The 22499-nt window shown below is 58.8% G+C and carries 17 protein-coding genes; 3 read left to right on the plus strand and 14 right to left on the minus strand.

Annotation, left to right across the window (positions count from 1 at the left end):
* Positions 1-14 precede the first annotated feature (14 nt).
* From ASB66_RS00050 to ASB66_RS00060, 3 genes are all read left to right on the plus strand, one after another.
* On the plus strand, positions 15-1319 hold the full coding sequence (locus ASB66_RS00050; RefSeq protein ID WP_060716165.1) for a condensation domain-containing protein: 1305 nt from the start codon (positions 15-17) through the stop codon (positions 1317-1319).
* On the plus strand, positions 1316-1942 hold the full coding sequence (locus ASB66_RS00055) for a thioesterase domain-containing protein (RefSeq protein ID WP_060716164.1): 627 nt from the start codon (positions 1316-1318) through the stop codon (positions 1940-1942). Before ASB66_RS00050 ends, ASB66_RS00055 begins: the two co-directional genes overlap by 4 nt.
* A gap of 282 nt (positions 1943-2224) precedes the next feature.
* Positions 2225-3367: a polysaccharide biosynthesis/export family protein gene (locus tag ASB66_RS00060; protein WP_060716163.1), complete on the plus strand. Its 1143-nt coding sequence runs from the start codon at positions 2225-2227 to the stop codon at positions 3365-3367.
* Positions 3368-3510: 143 nt separating this feature from the next.
* Here the strand turns inward: ASB66_RS00060 and ASB66_RS00065 are convergent, their stop codons facing one another.
* From ASB66_RS00065 to tssA, 14 genes are all read right to left on the minus strand, one after another.
* A complete protein-coding gene (locus ASB66_RS00065) occupies positions 3511-4416 on the minus strand; it encodes a protein kinase domain-containing protein (RefSeq protein ID WP_060716162.1) in 906 nt (301 codons plus the stop codon).
* A complete protein-coding gene (gene tagF, locus ASB66_RS00070) occupies positions 4403-5854 on the minus strand; it encodes a type VI secretion system-associated protein TagF (RefSeq protein ID WP_060716161.1) in 1452 nt (483 codons plus the stop codon). The genes ASB66_RS00065 and tagF overlap by 14 nt, the downstream gene beginning before the upstream one ends.
* Positions 5855-5955: 101 nt before the next feature.
* Positions 5956-9447: a type VI secretion system membrane subunit TssM gene (tssM, locus tag ASB66_RS00075; protein ID WP_060716187.1), complete on the minus strand. Its 3492-nt coding sequence runs from the start codon at positions 9445-9447 to the stop codon at positions 5956-5958.
* Positions 9447-10982, minus strand: coding sequence for a type VI secretion system protein TssL, long form (gene tssL, locus ASB66_RS00080; protein ID WP_060716160.1), 1536 nt, complete (start codon positions 10980-10982; stop codon positions 9447-9449). Before tssL ends, tssM begins: the two co-directional genes overlap by 1 nt.
* Positions 10979-12319: a type VI secretion system baseplate subunit TssK gene (gene tssK / locus ASB66_RS00085; protein WP_081088868.1), complete on the minus strand. Its 1341-nt coding sequence runs from the start codon at positions 12317-12319 to the stop codon at positions 10979-10981. The genes tssL and tssK overlap by 4 nt, the downstream gene beginning before the upstream one ends.
* Positions 12309-13565: an FHA domain-containing protein gene (locus ASB66_RS00090; RefSeq protein WP_060716159.1), complete on the minus strand. Its 1257-nt coding sequence runs from the start codon at positions 13563-13565 to the stop codon at positions 12309-12311. Before ASB66_RS00090 ends, tssK begins: the two co-directional genes overlap by 11 nt.
* Positions 13562-14572: a type VI secretion system baseplate subunit TssG gene (tssG, locus tag ASB66_RS00095; RefSeq protein WP_060716158.1), complete on the minus strand. Its 1011-nt coding sequence runs from the start codon at positions 14570-14572 to the stop codon at positions 13562-13564. Before tssG ends, ASB66_RS00090 begins: the two co-directional genes overlap by 4 nt.
* A gap of 8 nt (positions 14573-14580) precedes the next feature.
* Positions 14581-16362 carry a type VI secretion system baseplate subunit TssF gene (gene tssF / locus ASB66_RS00100; protein ID WP_060716157.1) on the minus strand — a complete coding sequence of 594 codons (1782 nt, stop codon included), beginning with the start codon at positions 16360-16362 and terminating at the stop codon, positions 14581-14583.
* On the minus strand, positions 16355-16864 hold the full coding sequence (gene tssE / locus ASB66_RS00105) for a type VI secretion system baseplate subunit TssE (RefSeq protein ID WP_060716185.1): 510 nt from the start codon (positions 16862-16864) through the stop codon (positions 16355-16357). The genes tssF and tssE overlap by 8 nt, the downstream gene beginning before the upstream one ends.
* Positions 16857-17684, minus strand: a complete 828-nt coding sequence (locus ASB66_RS00110) for a type VI secretion system accessory protein TagJ (RefSeq protein WP_060716156.1) — start codon at positions 17682-17684, stop codon at positions 16857-16859. Before ASB66_RS00110 ends, tssE begins: the two co-directional genes overlap by 8 nt.
* The gene (gene tssC / locus ASB66_RS00115) at positions 17681-19096 is read right to left on the minus strand and encodes a type VI secretion system contractile sheath large subunit (protein ID WP_081088867.1); all 1416 of its coding nucleotides are present in this window, start codon (positions 19094-19096) and stop codon (positions 17681-17683) included. Before tssC (ASB66_RS00115) ends, ASB66_RS00110 begins: the two co-directional genes overlap by 4 nt.
* A 54-nt stretch (positions 19097-19150) precedes the next feature.
* The gene (tssC, locus tag ASB66_RS00120; RefSeq protein WP_060716154.1) at positions 19151-20632 is read right to left on the minus strand and encodes a type VI secretion system contractile sheath large subunit; all 1482 of its coding nucleotides are present in this window, start codon (positions 20630-20632) and stop codon (positions 19151-19153) included.
* Positions 20633-20704: 72 nt separating this feature from the next.
* Positions 20705-21220, minus strand: coding sequence for a type VI secretion system contractile sheath small subunit (tssB, locus tag ASB66_RS00125; protein ID WP_060716153.1), 516 nt, complete (start codon positions 21218-21220; stop codon positions 20705-20707).
* 75 nt (positions 21221-21295) lie between these two features.
* A complete protein-coding gene (tssA, locus tag ASB66_RS00130; protein WP_081088866.1) occupies positions 21296-22372 on the minus strand; it encodes a type VI secretion system protein TssA in 1077 nt (358 codons plus the stop codon).
* Positions 22373-22499 lie beyond the last annotated feature (127 nt).

Raw genomic sequence — 22499 nt, forward strand, 5'->3', positions numbered from 1 at the left:
GAAGGAAGCGTGTCATGCCGCCACTGCCAGAGATTGTAACGCTCACCCTTCCTAGCGGACGTTTTGGCTTTGTCTATGCCCGCGGCAGAGAGGAGGCAAAAGAGCATTTGGCCGGGCGCCGCGCATTGCTGACGCCTGATGATGCCCATGAACTGACCGAAATTCCCTTGACGCCAATGCAGGCCTCGATGGTCTATCCTGAGTTTTTTCATGGTCAACTGACGGCAAATACTGTCGCCTATATCATCAAGCCCGGCGCTTTCGACCAAATCGACCCGGACCTTGAAGAGATTGCGACAAGCCTGGGACTGGCCTTCCCCCTGGTGACGGCGGTGGTTGTCGAGGGTGACGATGGTTGCGCATTTCGTCTGCCCAAAGAAGAGGTTCTGGGCGAACACCTTGTCTTTCGGGCAGAGCGGGGTTTTATCGACGAACGCGACTGTATTTCCTTTCTGTTGGATCGCCCAATAAGCCTGTTCGAAGGGCCGCTGCTGCGGTTGGGCGACGTCGATATCCGGGGACAGCGACATCTCGCCGTGCTGATTCACCATATTCTTGGCGACCATATTGGCCAGCTGCAATTGCTTCGGGCGCTGATGGCGTTTTGTACTCCAGGAAAGATTACTGGTGATGAGAGCCTGCCGGATCTCACCTTCGTGCCGGAGACGTTGAAGCTTGAAAAACGCCATGGCGATGCTGTGGAGCAGAGCCTGGATTTCTGGGCAGGCTATGGCGAAAGGGCAGCCGTTTCGAGCCTGAGCCATGAAGGAAGCGGCGTCATCTGGCAGCAGACAGAGATCGCTCTGCCCTGGACCCGCTATACCCGCCTGCAATGGGCTGCCATGCGGGCCTATCGCTCTGCGATTGGCCGGTTGAGCGAAACCACCGATCCCCTGGTGCTATGCCTGTTCTCGCTGCGTGAGAAGCAGCAGGGCCTGGGTTTTTACACGGTCGCCGCCCCGATCCTGTTCGAGGACGAACTTCTTGGCATTGATGATATGCCGGAGGATTTCCACGACCGTATGGAGGCATTCCGCAACCACAGCATCGTTGGTTCGGAAGAGATCCAGGCCGCCACCGGATGGGATGCGGGGCAGATTTCCTATCTGTTCAATTTTGTCACGATGCCGGAGGAAGACTTGCTCTGGATGAAGACCACCTTGCTGGATGCGCCTTCCGAAAATCCTCGAACAGATGTTGATCTGACTTTTATCGTGGCGGGCGCGCAACTGCATTTGCATCTTGCCTCCAGGCTTGATGAGGAAAGGCTGGCACTGTTTCTGAACTGCTTTCTTGAAACGCTGAAGGACAGCCTATGATACTGCTGTTGCCAGATTTCGTTGGATATCCTTTTTGCTATATGGGCCTGATGAAAGATGTCGGGGAGGCCGTGGTTGCCGTGGCCGAGAATTACAATGACTATTGGCCCTACGGCTCTCTTGAAGAGCTTGCGACCCGTATCGCCATCCGTCACAAGGGGCGGCAAGTTACCAAAGTGGTTGGCTATTCCTTTGGCGCACATCTCGCAGCCCATGTGATTGCCGCAATCACTCACCAGGGGCGCGCTGTTCCTCAACTCTTCATGATCGATCCGCCAGCACTTGAGGGACTTGCCGGCATTGATCGTGCCCAAATCCTCGAACGACTTCAGCAAGACGAGTCTTATCAGTATATCTTTGATCTCGTTGATTGCGAGCTATCCAACCTTGATTGCATGGTCGAAAACATTTGGCTCTTAACGGGTGTGGAAACATCCATGCCAGCGTCGAAAGCGGCTAGAATTTTCATGCCACAGGACAGGGAAACTCATTTTAAGCCTGGATCTCTTCTCCGATATCTCGAAGAAACTACTGAGCTTTCCTATGTCAAAGATTGCGATCATCAAACCATACTCAAAGACTTACGTTTGATCGAGGAGATGGTGACCATTTTGAAAACATGACTTGGTTTTGGTGCGCCTCTAACCTGTCGCTTACCAGTGAAGTGAACCGCCCCGGCTTTGCCTGATGCCCAACTCGTGAGGAGTGAGATGTGTAACAACCCACTATCCTGCTGCACCCTATGAGCAATCCAGCCGGCTTCCTTTCTCATTCTTAGGGTTGCGCAAAAGCAACATGTGTTTTTTGAATGTCGTTTTTGCGGCATTTGTCGGTTTTTGCAATTGTTAGTTAGGCTTCTGCTGCTATCTATTTTTTCTATTGATTCTTGGATTTTGGAGCAGCGAATGCGCAAGGTTTTGCCAGTTCTTTTGATTGCGATTTTGTCGAGCTGTGCAAAACCATCGGATGGACCAAGTGCTGGGGCCATCCGGTCTGCGACGTTCCCGGGCAGTTCAAGCAAGGTGCCGGTGATCGAGCTTTCCAAGGCACCAGCGGTCACGGCTGCGGCACCGCAGTCCGGTTATTCAGCCTCAGAACCGGGTTTGTCAGTGCTTCGCGGCGCTTATAATCAACAAAGACTGCGACCAGGCGATGTGTTTGACGTGACCTTGCTGGACACCGGCGAAGAAGGTTTGTTTTCCTCCACCCATAGTAGTACCCTTAATCTTGGTCGCTTCACTGTCGATCCTCAAGGCAGTGTCACCATGCCTTTCGTTGGCAAGCAGCGGGTGACGGATTCCACCCCGGAAGGCCTACAAAATCGTATCGTCCAGGGTATGAAAGGCTCGGCGGTTAACCCACAGGCTGTCGTGACGGTTGTGGACAAACCGTCCAGCGCCGTTCTGGTCAGCGGTGGTGTCAAGACCCCCGGAAAAGTGGCGCTGACAGCGCGGCGTGAGCGGGTTCTGGATATCATTTCGCAGTCAGGCGGGGCGTCTGTCGCGCCGCAGGCCGCCAAGGTTACCGTCGTGCGTGGTCGTGAACGTGCGACCACGACGCTGGATCGGGTGATGAGCGATGAAAAGCAGAATATCGTCCTGCTGCCCGGCGACCAGGTGATCGTTGATGGCGAACCGGCCAGCTATACGGCCCTCGGTGCCTTCAAAAGCACGGGTGAATTCCAGTTTGAGTCCGGTAAGCTCACCCTGGCTCAGGCGGTTGGCCGGGCTGGCGGATTGCTGGATGACCGGGCTGATGCCCGCAATGTCTACGTGTTCCGCAACCAGTTGATCCAGGTTCCGGCATCGACGATAACGGCAAGTGGCGCCAAGGGACCGGTCACCATGACCACCAGCAGCAAGCCGGTGATCTACCATGTCAATATGAAGGACGCCTCCAGCATCATGCTGATGCAGCTGTTCCAGATGCAGAAGGGCGATGTGCTCTATGCCAGCAATTCGGGCATGGTTGATGCCGCCAAGTTGCTGACCGTTTACCAGAAAGTGCCGTCAACATCGGCGGCACCGCTCCCCGGCTCATCCAATTGAGCCTTATAAGCTGAACCAACGGCCTGCTGGTTCTGTGATTGAAAATGACCGTCTAAATTCCGGTCTTGGACATCTCAAATTCCTGGTGGATTTGAGATGTCTTCAATGCTTTGAGATCGCGCGAGCGTTGTTACGCTTTGACATCATGCCTTTGCCCTTATCTGCGACAGTTTCTCTAGGGCTTGTTTGACAGTCCTGGGTCTGTTGGCAGGATCGACGCTACAGAGGTGCTCCGCGAGCTGCGCAAGATCGAAGTTCTGTCCTTGCGGCGCGGTGCCGAGCATACGCAAAAGCACGCGGCCTGCGCTGTAGAGATCCATCGCCGCCGATGCGTTGCTGGAAGCACTTTGTTCCGGGGCGCAATAGTCCGGGGAGCCCGCCTCTGCAAGCCCGAGATCGGCCCAGCTGGCACCGCATTCTATGGTCAAGCCAAAGTCGGCTAATCTTGCTATCCGCCGCTGTGGATCGAGAATGATATTGCTGGGGGTAACATCACCGTGGACAAGGCCACGGTTATGCAAAGCCTCAAGTGCGGTCAGCAGATCATGCAGAATTTGGGCTACGTCTAGTTCGGTTTCGTCGTCCTTCTCCAGCCTTTCTCGCAGCGAATACCCAGCCCAGGGTTGGATGATGCCTGGGCTGCCATCAGCCAGTCGCAACAGCATTGAGGTGCCGACCAGACTGGGATGGTCCAAGTTGAGGCCGATCCGGGCTTCACGGATCAGCAGTTCTGCCTGGCTGGCTGACGAAGCCCCATCTGTGGTCAGTGTTTTCAGGACATAAGCGGTTCCGAGATCCCGGTGCTGTAGTTTCAGAACGCGGCTATAGCGTCCCTCGTAAAGCAGGGTTTCGACGGCAAATGTTCCTGCAATGAAGGTGGGGTCCGAGGGAGCCAATGTTTCGGCGCGCCGGTCGAGGGCGTTTCTCAACTGATCGATCAGCAGTCGCTGTTCCCCGTCAGTATGGTGTGTCCCACTATCCCCACGCACAGCTTGCATCAGGTCAGAGAAACAGGCGGCGACGTCGTTGAAACCGTCAGGCAGAGGCATCGGTACGCGCCAGGCTCACGACGATAGCGCTTACATTTTCGCGCACATTGGCAATCAAAGCCTCCTGAACCAGCCGTTCGGCACTTTCGGTATCGGTGCATTGGTGCAGAATTTCCGCAACGGTTCGCTCCGTCAGGACCTGGATCAGCGGAAAACTGCATAACAACAGACGATCGCCTGGTAATATGTCGGTGGTCAGCGTTTCCGGCAAGAATTGCTGATCCAATCCAACCCCGCGACGCAGTCGTTTTTGCAGGCCGATGGCAATATGGTCGCGGGTCAGCGGTACCATTGTGCCGTCACGCAACAGATAGGCCCGGGCATCCCCCGCCCACACCAGCAGAAGTTGATCATTCACCAAAGCTGCAACAACAATGCTGGCGGCGGGAGCAGTTCCGTCTGTGCGTTGCGTGCGGGCTTGCAACAGGCTGTTGGCCCGGCCAAGTTTGCCTTTGATTTCCTGCAACATTGTATCCAGATCGGCGGTCTCACCGATTTCGGCCAGCTGGCCCGCAGTATAGCGTGCGGCTTCCTGCGACGCGGTGTCGTCGCCAACACCATCGGCAATGGCGAAAATCCTTGGTTTTTCGCAGATGAATAGCCCGTCAGCATTGATCGAAAACCGCGTACCGGCATGGGTGGCGTAACTATACCGTAGTCCTGCTGCTTGGGGCTCAGCTGCTTGTTGGTCTCTGGGCGGCTTATCCGGGCTTGGAGCAGCCCGTTGAGGCGCAGGTCTTGCCTCGGCTTTTATCGGGACTGACCCTGGGGCACGGGATGATGCAGGGGCGGTCGTGTCTTGTGTTCGGGAGATAAGACCCGCGCTTTGCCGGAAAAGCCGCAGAAAGTCCTCGGCTTTCATCTGGTTTGAAAAGCGAAGTCCTTGCGGTTTTGAGGTTTGTGGGTCGATATACCACCAGAGCGCAGTGCCATCCTTGCTGGCTGAGGCGGTTCCTTCTTCCTCCTGGGGACGCGGCATACGCATGCGCTTTAAGGTGTCAGTGAAGCGGTTGATGTCAAATTCCCGCGTCATCGTCGATTCAGCCAGGCCTTCGGCGGCCATGAACCAGGTGTGGTCCAGAAACAGCGTGCGGGGGTGATGGGTGAAGCGGTGCATCTGCGCCATGATGATCAGCGGAAAACTGCGACCGACCCGATCACGGCTGGCCAGCATGACACCCGCATGCGCCACCTGGCCCCAGACGCCTTTTTCGACGATGAACCGCCAAGGAGGGGAGGCGTTGAACAGCTCCGGCCAGGCCGCGCCGAATTCCTGTTCACAGGCATGCAGGCCGCCACGGATCCAGCCGTCGAGCGTGGCGACCATTTCCCGTTCCAGGCCTTCCGAGAGGAAATCCCCATGGCTTGGTAATTTGCCGAAAAACCCGATCCGGTCCTGACCGGCGGGCTTTTCTGTCTGGGCAGGTCGCAATGCCATGGCTTGCCTCTTCCTCAGGATGCATCCCGGCGGTGTGATCCGGGGTGCTTTTGACAGGGAGGTAGGACCCGGCCCATCAAACCGGGCCCTACGATTGCGGATCAGAACTGGGTCGGGCAGGTGAATTCGGACAGCGCCTTCAGCCTGAAGGCATTCAACACCGAACCGAACTGCACATCGAATTCCGCCACCTGGTTATCGTTGGTGAATTTCGCCCGGAACAGATCGTCGCCTTGGTTTTGGATATTTGCATCGTCAAACAGGCGGAAAGGCGACCAGTCGCCATTTTCTGTTTTTGCCTGTTGCCAGCCGCCCGGTTGGAAGGCGATGCGTGACATGCTGGCGGCATCCTTCGATGGCCAGGTTATGGTTTTCGCCTGGACCGGGCCGTGGAAATATACCACCCGTTCGCCCTGGATTTCCAGCATCACCGCCGTCGAGGTCTCGCCAAGCGACACCGGCTTGACATTGATGGCAATCGCTGGTGCCTCGCTGCCATTCGGGAAGAAGGCGCGGAAGATCTGGTCGGCCCTTTCAAACTCGGCAATACCCTCGCTGGGAATACCTGCCGCGCCGAAGGTGCCTTTCCAGCCCCAAGGCGAGATCGACTGATCGACAAAGGGCTCCATCCTTTGCTTGAAGAAGGTCTGGAACAGGCCCTTCGGTCCAAAAAGCCGGATGAAGTCGTTCATGGCGACATCGCGGCTGGAAGCGCGGTCGAAGGGATAGCGGCCCGTGACGATGGAGCTGCACAGGCCTGCCCCTTCGCTCGACCACAGGTCGCCAATCCGGCTGCGGGCCGATTTGACGGCGAGTGAGCCGGTATCGGCGGCAAGTCCGGCCATCCAGCCATCCAGCGGTCCCGGCAGACGGCGGGCATCCTGAAGCAGGTCCTGGTTGGCCCGTGTCAACTGGCTATCCACATCGAACACTTTCGCCACCTCGGCCGAGGATGTAACCGAGCGGGCGAGCTGGTCATGAAGGGCGGTGATAACAGGCAATATCGCCTCGACCTGAGAGGCGGGCTTGTCCTGTTTGTCTGTTGTAGCCTTGCGGTTATCGTCTGCGGCAGGCGTATCCAGCGCCTCGCGCAAGCGGCTATAGGGATCGGGTGCGGCCATGGAGGATGCCAGCATGGCAGCCACCGTATCACCGCTTGCCGATGACACCAGCGTGGTCATTCCCGCTGTATCGCCCTTCGGGCGCAAGTCGGTCGCATCGGCAATCGAGCGGGCGGCCTGGGCGACGATATTGCGATCGTTGGAAAGGATGCGCGTGGTTTCGACCGCATCGCCCAGATTTTGCGACGGTCGGACGGCCAGATCTCCCAGCACGGACGCCCAGCGCTGTTCAAGCCGGTCATAATAGATCTGCAAGGCCGCCTGGGCTACCGATTCCAGCGTCTGGCCGCGCAATTGCGCATTGGAGCCGCGCACCCATTCTTCTTGCAGCGCTTCGCGGGCTGCATCGGCAATATGTGGCAGGACGACGCTGCGGTAGCCAGTCGCGGTAAACAATCCCTCGACCCCTTCCGTCAGCAGCGCGCCGGACTTGCGGATGAAGGCTTTTTCACCCAGCGCGCCAAAGGCAAGCGATGGCTGCCACGGCATCAGTGCCTGAGCTTGTTTCGATCCGGCCAGGATGTCGAAAGCACGTTCGGCAACGGTCTGATTGCGGATGGTGTCGCGGGCCTTTTCAATAAGCCGCTTGTCGATTTCGACTGGCGGCAATACGCCGGCTGCCATGGCACTGGCATGCTGGATCAATGCTCTGCGGGCCGCTGTCCGGCCTTCGCCCGGATAAAGGGCGTTAAACATCTGGGTTGCCTGGGCGGAGACGAATTCCCGGTCAAGCCGCCCCAATCCGCCGAGCATTTCATAGAGTTTCAGCGCATTGAAGGTTCGCGTTACATCGCTTTCACCGGTCAGGTCCTTTTGCAATTGCACCAGCATACGGGGTAGTAAAAGGCTGTTCAGCGCACGTTGATAGGCGTCGCGCTGGCGACCGGCAATCTTGTCGCGCTGGCTAAGGCCAAAACTCGCTGCCCAGACATAGCGGGTGTCAAAGCCGGTGGGGACCGCACGCAGATTGTCCAGCGCAGGCAGGACGCGCAGAAAATCGGCATCCGACACATTGCGCACCGGCACATCCTGGATCAGCTTGTCATAGGCGTTCAGATGCTCTTCGGCCTGGGCAAGGGCTGCCCGATTCTGGAAAAACGTCATGGTCCACCCGGCAAACACAATGACCACCGCCGCCACCGCCAGACCCCAGACGGCCTGGCGCAGCAGGACTTGGCGAGAGGAAAGGCGTTTGTCACGGGCAACCAGGGCTGCCTCGTTGAAAATCACCTCACTGAACAGCTTTGGCAGGAAATAGCTGCGCCGCGCTCGGTTGGCATTGGTGCGGGACAAGGATTCGTCCGGCTGGGTGGCGGAGACGAAATAAATGCCACGGATCAGCGGCGCCTCAACCAGTGAAGAGCCGGTGCAAAGTTCGCTGATCGCCTCACCGAGCTTCTCCTGCAAACTGGCCAGCTCGGCTGGAAAGCGGAAAATCCGGCCACGGATATCAGCACTTTGTTCCTGTTGCAGCCGCTCGATCAACATGGCATCGACACGCTGTTGCAACAAAGCGAATTCCTCGGCAAAACGCTCCGGCAATGTCTTTGCGCCGTAGCTTTCCTCCAGGCCGAAGGTCGTGCCCCAGACCTGTTCGCGGTCGCTTTTGTTGAAACTATCGTAGAATTCCACGAAACCGGTCAGAAGATCGGCCTTGGTCAGCAGGATATAGACAGGAACGCGGGCGCCGAGATGGTCGTCCAGTTCGGCCAGCCGCTTGCGGATCGCCCGCAATTCTTCGCGCTGGGCTTCCGGGTCGCGGGTCAACAGGTCGCCGATGGAAAGTGTGAGAAGCGCGCCATTGACCGGCTGCGAACGGCGATAACGGCGAAGCAGGCCAAGAAACCCTTCCCATCCGGCTTTCGATGATCCATCGAGGTCATCCTGGGTCGTATAGCGACCGGCGGTGTCGATCATGATCGCCTGATCGGCAAACCACCAATTGCAATTGCGCGTGCCACCGATGCCCTTGACGGCATCGCTGCCAAGCGCGTCGCCAAGCGGAAATTGCAGGCCGGAATTGGTCAGCGCCGTGGTCTTGCCGGAGCCGGGCGCCCCGAAAATCACATACCATGGCAGTTCATAGATATAGCCGAAGCGCTTTTTGGTAATCCGCCGCAGCAGGGCCAGCGCTTCTTTCAGCCGATTGCTGATTTCGCTGACTTCGGCCTGCTGATTGGCCAGCGCCTGCGCCTCGATACTATCGACCAGTTCCTTGTCCTGGCGCTTGGCGCGCACCATGGTGATGATCATATAGGCGGCCCAGATGGCGAAGATCACCACCATGGTCCAGATGCGGGCGGAAACGCTGGCGAGCGGCTTGAAACTGCCGAAGGCAGCCAGATAGCCGTAGAACCAGATCAACACGCAAAGGGCGATGACCCAGATCAGCGAGATAAAGCGCCGCCCCACGACACCCGCGTAGGAATCGACATAGGAGCGTATGGTGTAAAACCAGCTGAGTGGATTGATCACGGCTTGGCCCCCTGCTGCGTCTTTATACTTGTGTTCGGCACTTGGTTGTTTTGACCGTTGTCGATGCTTTCGACGGGTGGGGTGAGGATGCCGGCATCGGTGATCTTTTCGTCGGGATTGGTCAGAACAAGGATTTCCGTGCGCCGGTTCATTTCCTTGCCCTCGGGCGTATCATTGCTTGCAATCGGATCGCTGTCAGCACGGCCTTCGGTCAGAATGGCATCCGGTCCGGTAAAGCTGGAAAGGATTTCGCCCACTGCCTTGGCTCGGGCCTCCGACAGGTGCCAGTTGGATGGAAACTGCACGGTCTTGATCGGCACATTATCGGTATAACCGATCACCACCGCCCGGAATTTTTCTGCCGCCAGCGCGCCGCCGATGCGTTGCAGCAGATCGCGGAACTGGCCCTTCACGTCGGCGCTGCCGGTGTCGAACAGGCCGGAATTGTTGATACGAACGCGCAACCGTCCATTGGCATCCGACAGCGAGACCAGCTTCTTTTCGACTTCCGGCTGAAGGAAGGTAATGAGGTTTTTCAGGCGGCTTGGCGGCGGCGGTTCCGGGGTCTTGACCGGCTGCGGTTCCGGTTCTTGTGGTGTAACCGTCGGCTGGGGCTGCGGTTCCGGCACGGGAACCGTGATCATCACGCCCGGTGCCTCATGCGGACCAAGCCCGGCCAGCCGCTCAAAAGTCCGGTCGGAACTGTCGTTCAGGGTCAAGGTGAAAAACAGGTAGCCAAGGCCAAGTGCCAGGGCCAGCAGCGACAGGACGGTCCACAGCGCTGCCATGGTGCGAAGCGGTTTGTGGCGGGCATGGACGCCCTGCCAATGCGGTGAAAGCTCCCGTTCAAACACGCCATATTGGCCAAGCAGGGTTTTGTAGAGACTGTCGCGAATGCGGGAAAGCTCAAGCGGTCCCTTGGAGGAAACGCGGGTGCGGCCTTCGAACGCCAGTGACAGGGACAGGTAGATCAGCAGCAGCAGGTCTTTGGCAGACCCAGGCGACTGATGGAAGTGGTCGAGAATATCGAACACCCGGTCGCCGCCCGTCACGTCATTGTGGAAGGTGGAGACCAGGCCCGAGCGCGCCCATCCGGCCCGTACGCCCCAAGGCGTAGACAGAACCACATCGTCGATGGTGGCGCAGACGACATAGTGAGCGGCGCGCGCCCGTTCGGGGCTGATACGGGCGCTGGCGAGATCACGCTCATAGCGGTTGACCGCGTTGATGCAGACCTGGCGCAGTTCCTCGATATCCGGTTGCTCGGCGCGGTAGCGCAGCGCATGGGCAAGGTTGAGCAGCGGTGCGGCCGAGCGCACCAGCACCGGCATTTCGCTGCTGCCGAAGCGGAAATTGTCGATCAGATGCGCAACAGGCATCCGAGCCCCATTATCGGTGGGAGCCGGTTGCGATGTTTCGCCGTCGAGCAGGTCGGCGACCTTGCGGGCGTTGTCGTCCTGGAGGCGTTTTTCCTCCGTGACTTCCACCACGGTCGGCAGATCCTGCCAGGAAGGAGGCCGTTCGTTGCTCATTCTCTCAAGGCCCACATTTCGAGTTCAAGACCAGGGAAGTCGCCCGCAAGGTGCAGGGCAATCGCCCCGGATGTTTCAAGCTGTTTCCAGAGCGGCGTCTTGGTATCCAGCTCGAAATAGATGGTCCCGGCCCGGTAAGGCAGCTGGCGGGGCAGAACGGGCAGCGGGCGCACAGGAATGCCAGGCAGCGCCACATTGACCAGTTCGGCGATCCGCTCCACCGGCCCGACCTTGATGCGGGCGGGAAGGGTACGGCGCACGTCTTCCGCCGACATGTCCGCCCGCACTGCCAGCACGAAACCAGCATCGCGCAGCAGGCTGCGGTCGTTGATCGTGCCGACCCGCACGCCGTGGCGGCGTTCCACCAGCTCGATAGCGACGGCAGATTGTGCCAGCACCGAGGACAGCGAGGTGCGCAAGTCTTCGAAGACGGCGCCGAACGTCGCCTTCAGATCGTCATGGCGATAGGCCGGAAAATCCGTCGCCCGTTTGCTCTCCATGGTAAACGTGGCAAGCTCGCCAGCCAGCTGAATGCATTGCTCGTAGAACTGTATAGGATGCAGGCGTGTGGCGTTGGACAATGCATGTTTCAACAGTGGATCGGCGCGGTTGAGGATCTGCAACAGGAAGTAATCGCCGACTTCGGCGGTGCCGCGAATGGTCGGATCGCCGATCCGTTCGGCAATCGCTTCCGCCCGGTGCCGGACGATGCCCAGCAATTCGGTCATCAATTCATGCAGCCTTGAGGACGCCGTGCAGTTCAGGCTGGCTGGAATGAAATCCGGGTCGAGGAGGACAGCCTTGTCGGACCGCACCTCGACCACGCGGGCAAGCCCCAGCAGTTCATAACCAGCCAGATCGTCGCCGGTCTTCAACAGTTTCAGGTTCAGACGGCCGACATCGATGGGCGCCAGGAAATCGGTTTCCACATTGGCATCAGGCGCTTCATAGGGTGAGGCGACAAGCCGCACGCTGTTGACCGCCGAGGTGCCGGTCTGGGCCATGTCAGCCTTGCCGGGCTGGCGGGCGGGCAAGGCCAGATAGATCACCGCGTTCTTGACGGATTCGTCCAGCTCCAGGGCGGCGGGCAGGTCGGTATCCTCAGGCGCATCGAAAAGCGTGCCATCCGGCAACATGCCGCGCAGGCCCGACAGCGCAAACTGGCCGATGGCAAGGGCGCTGCGGTCGAGGCCAATCTCCAGAATGCCCCAGGGATAAGGTGTAAGGCTGCGCGCCACCGAGCGTACCAGGCGCTCCGTCCAGCGGTCGGACTGCTGGAAATGTTGGACGCGAAGGAACATGCCTTCGGTCCAGGCAACCCGGTTTTCATGTCTCATCGGTTGTTTCTACCCCCATTACTCTGTCGGCTTGCACTGCGGCAGGCTCTTCGGCCTGCTCGCCCATGGCGGCGCGACGCATGAAATCTCTGAATGAAAGAATACGGCCCTCGGCCTGAAACAATTGCCGATAGGCCGCCCAGTAGTCGCGCTCGGCAAGGAAAGGCAGGCGTACCGGCGAGTTTGCATCCACCTTCGCCTCTAGCAGGCGAGGGTCCAGCGACCGGCCTGCCGCCTGCATCATGGCTTGCAAAATCGCCGCAAAGGCCTCCTGCTGTCCGGCAAAGGCTTCAAGCCGGGCTGCTAGATCGGTGTCGTTACTGCTTGACAGGGAAGGCACGGCATCACCTGGCAGGTCGAAGACCGCGATGCTTTCACCCAGCGCCTCCTGGGCGCGGGCGAGCGCCGCCATCATCCGTTCCGCCTGCAGATCTGAAGCCGATGGGATCTCGCGCGCATCGGGCTCCTGATCCTCAGGATCGGCGAACACGGCGTCGAATTCGTCTTGCGGTTTTGGCCGCACCTCCTGTGAAGGAGGCACGTCCTGCGGCGAACGGCGAACGGGTGGCGCGATGGTCACGAAGGTTTTCGGCGCGGCCAGATGTTCCATGGCGCTTCCACCGGCATCCTCATCGAACCAATTGTCCGGCAGGACGGGCTTCATGCCGTCGGTTTGCGGCGGACCGCTCCAACCGATATCGACATGCCGGGTAAAGCTCTTGTCCTTGTCCGCCCGACGGTCAGATTGTGTGGCTCCTCCAGACATGCCTCGCTCTGTGGGCCGGGGTTGCTTCCACGGTTCCTCCACCTGCCGGTCTCCCAGAAGGCCGCGGGCGGTGGTGCCATTCGGGGCGATATCGGCAAGAATCGAGGAAATCGTCAGCGTCTCACTGCTGAGCGGCATGGCTGGATCGGGATCGACGGCCTCAGGCGCCGCCTCACCGGTAATCGAAACGGTAAAGCGGTAGCCGCGCACATCGATGCTGGCGCCGTGCTTGAGCCGGATCGTATCGCCTTCCAGCAACAGCTTGCCATCGACCAGGGTGCCATTGGCGCTCTGGTCGCTCAACACGTAACCGTCCCGGTCCCGGCTGATGGTGCAATGCAGTTTCGAGACGCGGCATTCATTGTCCGTGACTTGCCAGTCGCAGGCAGGGGCGCGGCCAATAGTCCGGCGGCCATAGTCCAGTGTCCAGGTGGTCTGGCCTTTGGTGACCGGTTTTTCGGGGCGAAGTTCCAGCTTCATGCCAGACCTCCCTGCGGCATGGCCTGATATTCGGTGACCACGGCATCGCGGCTGTCACTGCTTGCCGGTGCCAGGCGCGCCCAGCTGTTCCAGCCGAGCCGGGCAGGCATGGTCGCAGACCCCATCTGACAAAAAGGAATGTCTTCTTTTTTCAGCACGACCTGGGCATCGATATCGAAGCCGTTGCCGATGAACAGGCGGGTGAGGGCGAAGATTTCCGCAAGACGCGGCTTGCCGGGTGACAGGCTGATATAATCGTCATAGCCAACCGGACCGATGACAAGCCTCAGCGCCCCGCTCCGGTCCATGACGGATGTACCAGCCATGGCGTTGACGCCAAGCCTTGGGCCTGACCCTTTGCCCATTTGGCTCAACTCGGCGGATGGAATGGAGACCCAGCGCGGACGAAACTGCTCAATCGCCACTGCCATGCCGGTAAATTCCTCCAGCATGGCTCGAAGACTGGCGACATTGCGGGTACGGTCGGCAAAAAAACCGGAATATCGCAGGATGACATCTTCCTGGACGCCAGCTTTTTCAACCAGTCCGGCGGTGCCGAAGCCGGTGAGCGAAAGCAGCACCTTGCGGAAGGTGTTTTGTTCCTTGGTGGCACTCCACCGCAATCGCCGCGCCAACCGGTATTTCTCGCAGGCCGCCACGAACAGTTCCGAAAACCGGATGGCAAACAGGTTGAGAAAGCTGATCAACGCACGGGAACGCCGACGTTCTTCGCGCAGCAGCAGTTCGTTATATTCCGGCGGCAGCGCGCCCAGCGGCCCAACCAGCGGCGCAAACGCCGATTTGACGACATTGCCCTGCAACTTGCGGCGAAAACCGCTGACGGCAAGCGGGGCTGGCTGAATGCCGGTATGAGGGCCGACGTCCAGCTCCGTTCCCGACGACAGGTGTTGCGCCACCCGAAATGCCGTGGTCGGTTCAAAATGGCCGGGGTCCTGCTCCAGCAGGCGGGCCAGCTTATCCTCATTGGGTTTGATCTGGATATTCATCGCCACCCCTACAGCAAAGGCCGCTCGGCGGCCCGGGCGGGCCAGCGGACAATTGGCTCGGACTGGCCACGCATGGTCAGCGTCAGCCGGGTGAAACTGTTGACCGAGGTATAGAGCCCGCAGAAATGATCGATGATGCTGCCGAAGATGAAAGCGGCTGCCCGGTCGATCATTGCCGGGTCAAATTCGATCGTGACATCGGTGCCTGGCACCATGGCGGGGCCCAGCCGGGCGAGTGCATGTTTTGCCTCGACGCGGCTGATGGCTTCGACAAGCTGTCGCGTTTCCGGCGCATCGCGCAGCGCATAGAGCGAAAGAATATCCTTCAGCGCTGAACCGTCATTGTCGAACAGTGACAGATGGTTGAGCAGAAGATGGGAGACCAGCCGCCATTGGCGCGCCAGTTTTTCATGGATACGAATGGCAGGCGTTGGCGGTAAAAGCGCCTTGATCTCTCCCACGCTTTCGCTGCGCTTGACCAATTGAAGGTGCGGATGGCCGCCACCGAAAGGCAATTGGCTGGCCAGATCACGATTCAGGCACAGGGTTTCGACGCTGGCCGTCAGTCCGGTCGGCTCAAGCGGGCCGCGATTGCGATCAACGAAGGCGATCTGGGTGTCCGATGATCCGTCATCCTCATCGAACCGGCGAACCGCCTGCCAGAACACACTGCTATTGGCGCCGCGCTGGCTGCTTCCGAAAAATGGCCGGGCATCCTGTTCTTCGCCTGACGCTGCGGAAAGCCTGACCTGCTCCACCATGTAGATTTCCCGGGTGGTTTGGCGGCGGCTGTCGGGCAGGAGCGAATATTCCGTGCGGCTGCCATCCAGCGTCAGCGGTTCCGAGCTTTGCCGGAACAGATTGATGACCGGGCTGGCATTGAGGACGATGTCGCTGGCGGAAATCATCCGCTCCAGTCGCGCGTCGCTGCTGTCCAGATAGATATAAAGCTCGACATCATCGCCCTGCCAGCGATCCATGCCGGATACTTCCAGGAACAGAAACTTTTGCGGCAACGTGAAAAACTCGGTCAGCAGCCGGTATCCGGCAAAACTGCCCGGTGCCGTGGGAAGCATTGCCTGCTCAGGTGCAAACCCCAGCGGGCGCAGATTTTCCGCTGGCAGAAAGACCGCATTGCGATCCTCCGAATGGCGCGCCAGTGCCATGCCGATGCAGTGATTGGCCAAAAGCTCGAACAGGGCAGCGGCCTGCGCCCATGCGGACGCAATGAAAAAGGTAAGCCGCTTGACGCCAAGCCCGGCCATGCTGTCCTGCTTGGGGGCGGTGGAGCGCAGGGATAGACGCAACACGCCTGCCGCACCTGCAAAGGGTGCCGCTGGCGCATCGAGCGGCAAGCCGGTCAGGCTGGCGGTGCTGACCGTCATCGGGACAATTTCCACATCCTGCGTGGTACGGAACTGGCAGGGATCGCCGCCGACGGGCTCGGTAACGATGTCGGTATGGCGTGGCAGCAATTGCATTCCGGCCAGCGTTGCGCCTGGGGTAAATTGCACGATGCTCATCGGCGGCACGGGTGCGAGATAATGCGGATAGAGCGTTTCCAGCAGGCTGTCGGTCAGTTCCGGAAATTCATCATCCAGTTTCTGGCGAACACGGGCTGCGGAATAGGCGAAACTCTGGATGATCCGCTCTACATGCGGATCGTCGGCCACATCACCCGACAGACGCAACCGCCCGGCGATTTTCGGGAAGGCGCGGGCGAATTTTTCCGCGCGGCGGCGCAGCGCGAACAACTCGTCGTTATAGCGTTCCAGAAAGGTCTCAGCCATTCGACGCCTCGATGCGGAAAGCCTGGGTGGAGGGGTCGATGCGGGATTCGAAACTGACCGGCGGCATCCCGTCGTAAAGACGGAATGCACCGTTGATGCGCATCCGCAGAGCGCGGTCGCCCTCTGTATTGCCTTTGAGGATCGTGACCTTGACGTCGGCGAGGCGGGTCTCAAACAGCGCAATGCGCCGTTCCACCAGTCTTGCCAGCCGAAGTTTGGACTCGTCGGTGGAAAGATTGGCCGAAAGAATACCATCGACGCCGTAGGAGACCAGCGCATCCTGCAACTCGCCAAGACCATCCGGCGGCGCTTGCGGGCAGCGGCGGGTGTTCAACAGCGCTTCCAAGTCGCGGCGGATCACTTCGCGCATCTCACGCACCTGTTCGCTGACGCTGGTTTGCGGATCACTGTCCATGTCCGGCGTATCGTCCAGCAGCCGGTCCAGGACGGATCGGTTCAATACCCGTTCAGAGGCGCGAAACCGCTGTAGTGGATCAACCATGAGCAGCCTGCCTTTCGCCGGTCGCATCCGATTGCAATCTTTCAAGATCGTGGAAAGACACCAATTCGTCGCCCGCCAGCAGGCATCGCTGGCCAAGACCGGTGACGATCCCGTCCACCGCATCCACCCACTCTGTCTGATGGCCGAGTTGCAGGGCAGGGTTGGAATCGGCACCGTAATAAATGGCGGGGAGAAGCACGGTCGCCTCGGCGCCACTTTCCAGAGTCAGTTCCGCCGGGCGGAAGGCTGTGTCCCGGGGGCGGCGGATCGGTTGCGGGGTAACCGCGGCGATCCTTGAAAAATCCACCCAGAGATAGGCGCCGCCGGTGGTCAGCACTTCAAGCGCATGGGGGATACGGTCGTCGAGATCACGAATATCGGCAACGGCTGTGCCGTTCCACAGCATCGGCACAGAGCCCCGGCTCTCTTCCAGTTCGGCAAGCAGGGCCACGGCCTCACTTGCCGCTCCTTCCTTCAAGGCCAGGTTGAGCTTTAACGCAATCTGGTCGCTCGCGGTGGGGCCACCGGGGAAATCCGGCAGGGCACCGGTTTCAAACCAGGCTTTGCGGGCTGCCATCCCGCGGATCTGCTGGCGCAGCAGTGAAAAGCCGACGGCATCCTGCGGCTGGAAGCGGACGGCCAGTTCGCATTGGCTGTCGGCCTTTTCATAGTCGCCAGCCAGAATCAGCAGGTCTATATAGAGATGGCGCAGGTCATGATCGCTGGCCGCCGTTTTCAATTCGGCTTTGACGGCATCCATGGCCTGGGCAAGATCTGCATCATCGAGCAGGCTGGCAATGCGGCGGGAGGCGGTACTCATGCAACTATCCTTTTCGGTTCCGTCTGCCCGGCGGTAGCGCCCATTGCGGCAGCGCCCGAGGTTTCGGCGACGAGATGAAAACTGGTGGAGATATCATCGAGCTGGAAATGCGGCTGCAATCTGACCGTGCAGGAAAAGGCGCCGGGTTTTCCAGGAATTTCCGTGACGTGGATGCCCGCTGAACGCAGCGGATAACGGCTTCTGAGCGACACATCCGCATCGTCATTGCCAAGCGTATAGCCCGACAGCCAATCTTCCAGCCGCCGCTGAATGACATTGGCGGTGCTGAGCTGGCCAATATTGTCGCGCATGATCACCTTCAGGTAATGCGAGAAGCGTGATGCGCAGAGCACATATTGCAGCATGGCCGCCAGCCGGGCATTTTGCCGGGCGGTTTCGCTGGAATAATGGCCGGGGGCGTGCAGCGACTGGTTGGCGTTGAAAATAGCGCATGATGAAAGATAGGTCGTGGCAACGGGGACGATGCCGAGATCGGATAGCTGCAATTCCTGGGAGCGTGTCAGTTTGACCTCGACGGGAGGCTGGGCGGACAGGCCCTCGCTTTCCACACCGATATCAAGTCCCGGCAATTGCCAGGGTGCCAGCATGCCGCCATCGATCTCGTCCTGGGTCACGCCGCGCATGTCGGCAAACCAGCCGGAATCGATAAAGGTTCGCAGGATAATCGCCGCAAAGGCGAAGGCACTGTTACCCCAGAGCAAAGTCTCCCCGGTTTCGGCCAGATGTTCACGAAACGGAAAACCGTCATTGCGCTTACGCCAGAATGGCTTATGGGGCGGACGCATCAGCACGCGCGGTGCAACCAGGCCCAGGAACCGGGTATCGTCATTACCGCGCAAGCTGTTCCAGCGCAGCCGCGTCTTGTCCTGTTGTAACCAGGAAAAATCGGAAACCCGGTTCAGTTCGCGGAAGGTTTCAAGCCCGATGGCCTGCGGCGATGCACCGGCGATGAAGGGACAAAAGGCCGCTGCGGCTACAGTTGAAAGGCGCGCCAGCGTACTGACCGTATCGGCGCCGTCGATGGCGGCGGGAGAGAGGTCGTAATCGCCAACCAGAAGCCCGAACGGTTCGCCGCCCGGCATGCCGAATTCGCGGTTATAGACCAGTTCGAACAGGTGGCTCTGGTCGAAATCGGTGGCGCGTTCCATGCTGCGCGCCAATTCTTTCCAGCTGGCGCTGATCAGCTTGATTTTTACATCGGCGCTGCGTCCGGCTTCGCGGACGAGCAAGTCAAGACCAAGCCACCGCGCTTCCATCGCCTGGAAGTCGGGATGATGTAGAATGGCATTCACCTGCCGGTTCAAAACCGCGTCGATTTCCGCGATCAACCGATCCGCCAGCATCCGTGACGATGTCCTCACTATACCCCCCGGTGGACGCGCATGTTGAATGATTTTGACAGTAGAGGTCTGCGCGAAATATCCGCGCAGACCTTTGATGATCGATCAGTTTTTCGATGGAATACGGGCAACCATGCGCAGCGAAGTCGTCAGCTCTTCCATCTGCAACCATGGACGCAGCCAGGCGACCGCATTGTAGGAACCCGGCTTTCCGGGGATTTCTTGGACTGTCACCTTGGCATCGCGCAGCGGATACTTTGCGCGCGAATCTTCGCCCGCATCGTCATTGGCATTGACGTAATTGGAGATCCAACGGTTGAGCCAGACCTCGCAATCATCTGCTTCCATGAAGGAGCCGATCTTGTCGCGGCCCATGACCTTCAGATAATGGGCGAACCGTGAGGTCGCCATCATATAGGGCAGGCGGGCGGACACCGCGGCATTGGCCGTCGCTTCGGGCTTGTCGTAGAGCTTCGGCTTGTGGGCGGTCTGCGCGCCGAAGAACACGGCGTAATCGGTGTTCTTGTAGTGGCACAGCGGTAGAAAGCCCAGCTTGCCCAACTCGGCGTCACGTCGGTCGGTAATGCCGACTTCGGTCGGGCATTTCAGGTCGAGATCGCCGTCATCGCTTGAAAATACATGCATGGGCAGGTTTTCCACCTTGCCGCCGTTTTCTGCGCCACGGATGGCTGTGCACCAGCCGTTCTTCGCAAACGCTTCGGTGAGGCGTGTCCCCATCACGTAGGCGGCATTCATCCAGCAATAGCTGTCGTGATGCAGCTCGCCGCTTGCCTCGCCCAAGGTCTCATCAAAACCGAACTCGTCGATCTGGCTGGTTTTCGGGCTATAGGGCATGCGCGCCAAGACCCGTGGAAGGGCCAGCGTGACGAAGCGCGAATCGTCGCTTTCGCGGAAGCTGCGCCATTTGGCATATTCCACCGTCTCAAAGATCTTTTCGAGATCGCGGGGCCGCGACAATTCCCGGAAATCATCAAAGCCGAACATCCGTGGGCTTGCTGCCGAAACAAACGGCGCGAAGGCTGCGGCGGCAATCGAGGACACGCCCTGAAGCAATTGAACGTCCTCGAAGGAATTATCGAATTCGTAATCGCCGACCACAGCGCCCATTGGTTCACCGCCGGGCGTGCCGAATTCGTCTTCGTAAATCGACTTGAACAGCCGCGACTGATCGAATTCGACCGCCTTGGCCAAGTCTTTCGACAGTTCGCGCTTGGAGGCGTTCAGAACCCGGATTTTCAGGTTGACGCTGGTCTCAGAATTCTTAACCAGATAGTTCAATCCCCGCCAGCTGCCTTCGAGCTTGGTAAACTCCGGCGATTGCATGATGGCAGCAAGCTGGGTGGAGATCACTTTGTCCAGCTCGGCAATCGCATTGTTCAAGGTGACCGTCAGGTTTCGGTCGTATTTGACCGTGCCTTTCAGGGCCTGATCCGTCAGGGTGCTCAAAAGGTTGCGGGCGCGATCCGGCTCCGTCTGACGGGTGGCGGCCACGACCTTCGACAACAGCCCCTGTTCCTCGGCGGCGGCGGTCGTTTTATTCGGCTTCAAAACGCTTTCAGCGCTCATCTCTTCAATCCTTTCAAAGCGGCGTCACATAAGGGCCGCCAGTCAAAGAGTTTTTGGTTGGACCGGCTGGTGTCAGCTCTGGCCGTTGCTGTCGGGCCGGTCTTTCAGCTCGGCGACGAGCTTTGAAAGATCACCACGGTTCTGCAGAATGTCTTCGAGAAGCCGTTCGAGATCTTCCGAACGGTCCGCCTTGCTGAGCAGGTCGCGCAATTCATTGCGGGCATCCAGAAGCGCTTTCAGCGCTGGCACCTGCTGCACCACCGATCCCGGCAGGAAATCGTCCATGCTTTCGAACTTCAGATTGACGCCAATGTCGGTGCCGTCATTGTCGATCGTGTTCTTCACCTGGATATTCAGGCCCGGCGTCATACGGCGCATCACATCGTCGAAATTGTCCCGGTCGATCTGGACGAATTTCCGCTCGTTGAACGGCTTCAGCGGCTGGGTCGGGTTGCCGGAGAAATCGCCGAGCACACCCACCACGAAGGGCAGTTCCTTGACCACCATCGCACCTTCGGTTTCCACCTCGTATTTGATATGGACCCTGGGCTTGCGAACCCGCTCGAGCTTTTCATGCACACTTGCCATCACTGACCCTCCTTGCGTGCCCCCTGGGCATCAAAAAATCCGGTAGGCGGATGCCGAAGCCTCCGCCGATATGTGTTAGTTTCCGCTCTCCTTGGCCGGTTTGATGCCGGCAGCAATGAGAATGGCATTTCTGGTCTGTGCTTCCGGCAGCAACTCCGTCAGCAATTCGGAAAAATCCATGCGCCCGCGCCGCACCAGGGTTTCAATCGAAAGCGAAATCGGCGAATGCGGTTCCGTGCGGCGGAAATAGCGGGCGACATTCATCAGGAGATCGAAGGCGTCTTCACGCGAAGCAATGCCTTCGGGGCCCTCGGCAGAGCGAGCGGCGGGTTGCACCGCGCCGGCCGCAGCATTCTGTTGGGTCGTCTGTCCATCTTCACCTGAAGGGATGCCATTTTGATTGGCAGGCAATGTCGCGTCGTCGCGTCCGCCAAGACTGCGAATCGCAGCAATGATTTCCTCCAGCACATTGCGGATATTGGATGCCGGTGGGGCAAACTGTCCGTAGCGCTGGGTAACGAGCGCATTGAAGCTATTGAAGGCAGCGAGGCATGTGTTGACCTCGGCCAAATGGGCGGAAAGAGCGGCTATTCCTGCCTCGGCTGCGGCCTGATGCAGGCTATCGCGCAAACCCGTTTCATCACTGCGCTGGGCAAGTTGATAATCCCAAAGCGTGAATTCCCCAAATTTCCCAAGTGGCAAAAGCGAAGACAGGCGTAAGGGCTGAATCAATGTTCCCTCGGCGCCAAAACCGTTCAATCCGGCAAAGGGCGCCAGCTTTTCCTCGATATCTTCATCGTCGATCGAATGAAGCTCGTCGCTATATCGTTCTATAAGCGACGCCGTCGCTTCATAGACTTCACTCAGGCCGGGAAACCCCTCAAGTCGCAAACGGGATTCTGCAAGCCAAGCCAATACTTCGAGATCTTTGCTGACGGAAGAAGTAATCTGCAATCCAAGATTGCTCACTAGGTTCCAGCTTTGGGAAACTTTGATAACCTCTCCAGGTGTCGTAGATCTTTCTTCCGTCCTTGCTTGGTTCCTCGCGTCCTTAATTCTATAGTATACCTCACGGTAATTGGCGTCCACGCGAATATTTATTCCGCACGGTCCGTTTTCTACTAATGCTGCAGCCAATTCATTGTCGATCAACGATAGACTAGCCCCGTTTTGAATTAACTAATATATGTTACTTGTTAATGTGGGGCGCAGTTATATTTTTGTCAACCTGAGGTCATTTGTTTGATGTCGAGGGTGATGCCTCGCTTTGCATATCTTA

The sequence above is a fragment of the Gillisella vitis genome (genome assembly GCF_001541345.2).
Lineage (GTDB): Bacteria > Pseudomonadota > Alphaproteobacteria > Rhizobiales > Rhizobiaceae > Allorhizobium > Allorhizobium vitis.